The organism is Nonomuraea sp. NPDC049784, assembly GCF_040659615.1.
GTDB lineage: Bacteria > Actinomycetota > Actinomycetes > Streptosporangiales > Streptosporangiaceae > Nonomuraea.
In genome coordinates this window covers 1-2,175 of record NZ_JBFAMX010001042.1, presented here as the reverse complement: position 1 = coordinate 2,175, position 2,175 = coordinate 1, and the positions used below count along the sequence as shown (strand labels likewise).

The following is a 2,175-nucleotide window of genomic DNA, read 5'->3' as shown; positions in this document are numbered from 1 at the left end:
GTGGCCGCCAAGAATCAACATGCTGGTTTTCCTGGGTCGGGGTGCTCGTGTGGTGTGTCTGTCGAGGCGAGGAGGGCGGCGGCCGAGGCGTAGCGGTGGTCGGCGGGGGTGATGGCGGCGCCGTGGGTGTTGAGGATGGGCAGAACGTCGTTGATCGCGTTCCACAGGGTGCTGCGGCTGATGTCAAACAGTTCGGCGAGGGTGTCGAGGGTGCAGACGCGGCGCTGGTAGAGGATCGTAGCGAGGATCCGGTCACCGTCAGTGATCTTTTGCCGGAACACTCCGCCTCGGGTGCCGGGGCGGCGGTTCCCTCCGCGTTGGCGGTGGCGGCGCTGTTCGATCGCGGCGGCGTAGGGCACGATCAGTTTCTCGAGCATGGCGTCCAGCGCCTTGCGGCTCATGCCGGTCAGGTGCGGGTCGGTCAGTGCATGACGGGTCGGGCCCGCCGGAACGTGCGAGGCCGAGTCGGTGCCGGTGGCCCAGGCGCGTAGGTCGTCTGCTCGGGTGAAGTAGTGAACGACGGTCGGGGTGATGCTGATCTTCTGCTCATCCAAGAGTTGCCGGGTGGCTTTGATCGCCTGGCCGATCGTGACTGGGTTGATCCCGAGCAGGTCACACAGCACTTTCTGCGGGCAGACCTGCCGCAGGTAGATGACGGTAATAAGGACCTCGTCTGAGCTGGAAAGCAGTGCTCGGCTGCGGCCGGTGGTGGCGACCCGTCGGCCGCCGCGCAGTACGAAACGGCGTTGCTCGGCCCGGGCCTCCTGGGCCGGGGCGAGCCGGCCGCGTAGCGCGTCGAGTTCGTCGCTGCTCATGCCGGTCAGGCGGGGGCCGGCGAGCAACTGCATGGTCCGTGCTCGGGCCGCGGCTCGCTGGTCGGCACGCAGCGGGACGGCCTCTCCGCCTTCCGGGGCAATGCTGTAGTTCCAGGCTCCGTGTTCGGGATGGGCAGTGATTGGCAGGGCCTGGAACTGGTCGCGGCTGACCGAGACTCCGGTCGGATAGGAATCGGGATCCAGAGCGGCCTCGACCCTCAGCCCGGCCGAAGTCGTGGTCGCCGCGATCGTGTTTAGGACGACCTGATGGCTGGTCAACGGCCGTCCGCGCCAGTTCATCGTGATATGCGAGAACAACCGGTGCTCGATCTTGTTCCACTTCGAGGTACCCGGCGGGAAATGGCAGACCGTGACCATCAACCCGGCCTCGGCGGCGAACGCGGCCAATTCGGCCTTCCAAAGCCGGTAGCGGTAGCTGTTCGAACCGCCCGCATCCGCGGTGATCAGCAGCCGAGACGCACTTGGATAGTCGGCATGGCCGCGCGCCTGCCACCAGCGGCGGATCGAGGCGACCGCGAACGCCGCGGTGTCGTGGTCGACTCCGACGTTCACCCAGCCCGTGTTGGCGGTCATGTCGTAGATCCCATAGGGCACCACCGTCTCGACGTTCGGGCCGGCCCAGAAGCTATGGTCCTCGACCTGCACTGGCTCGCCGCGAGGCCGCCATTCCCGCCCGCCCATCGGCAGCAGCCCCAACTGCTCCTTCTTCTTAGCATCCACGCTGATCACCGGCTCACCCGCCGCCTGATGCGCCTTGACCTGCACGTTGATGTAGCGGAACTGCGCGTCCCGATCAGGATGCTGATCGCCCTCCAGGGTCTTGGCAGTGCCCTGCAAGCTGAACCCGTTCGCCTTCAACAACCGGCCCACCGTCGGTGCGGTCACCCGATGTCCCTGCCGGGACAACTCCGCAGCCAGATGCCGGAGCGACTTCGTCGTCCACCGCAGCGGTGATTCGGGATCTCCGCGCTCGTCCGGCTCGACCAGCCCCATCAACGCTGGAAGCAGATGTGGATCAACAGCCTCGGCCCGCAACCTGCCGCCCCCCGCGCGGCGAACCCGCCCATCGGGCAGCGGATCAGCCCCGGACTCGAGCTCGAACACGCCCTTGCGGACAGTGGTCTCGCTGACCCCGGCCACCTGCGCGACTAACCGAACACCCCCATGACCAAGCAATCGGGCCTCGGTCGCCAACGCCAGACGCCTCTGACGCTCGTTCAGATGCGGCAGCAACACCGCGAACCGCGCCGCGAGCTGACCGCGGACCTCGCCCGGGATGGCCATACCACCCCATCGAACCGGAAACCGAGAAGCATCGTGTTGTTTCCTTACAACTACA

General features: G+C 66.8%; 1 protein-coding gene. It reads right to left on the bottom strand.

The annotated features are described in order from the left end of the window. Positions 1 to 14: 14 nt before the first annotated feature. On the bottom strand, positions 15 to 2,120 hold the full coding sequence (locus AB0J09_RS62945) for an ISAzo13 family transposase (RefSeq protein ID WP_360713834.1): 2,106 nt from the start codon (positions 2,118 to 2,120) through the stop codon (positions 15 to 17). Positions 2,121 to 2,175 lie beyond the last annotated feature (55 nt).

Bases quoted from the DNA above. Each gene is read 5' to 3' on its own strand.
- AB0J09_RS62945 (WP_360713834.1), bottom strand. From the start codon at position 2,120: ATGGCCATCCCGGGCGAGGTCCGCGGTCAGCTCGCGGCGCGGTTCGCG.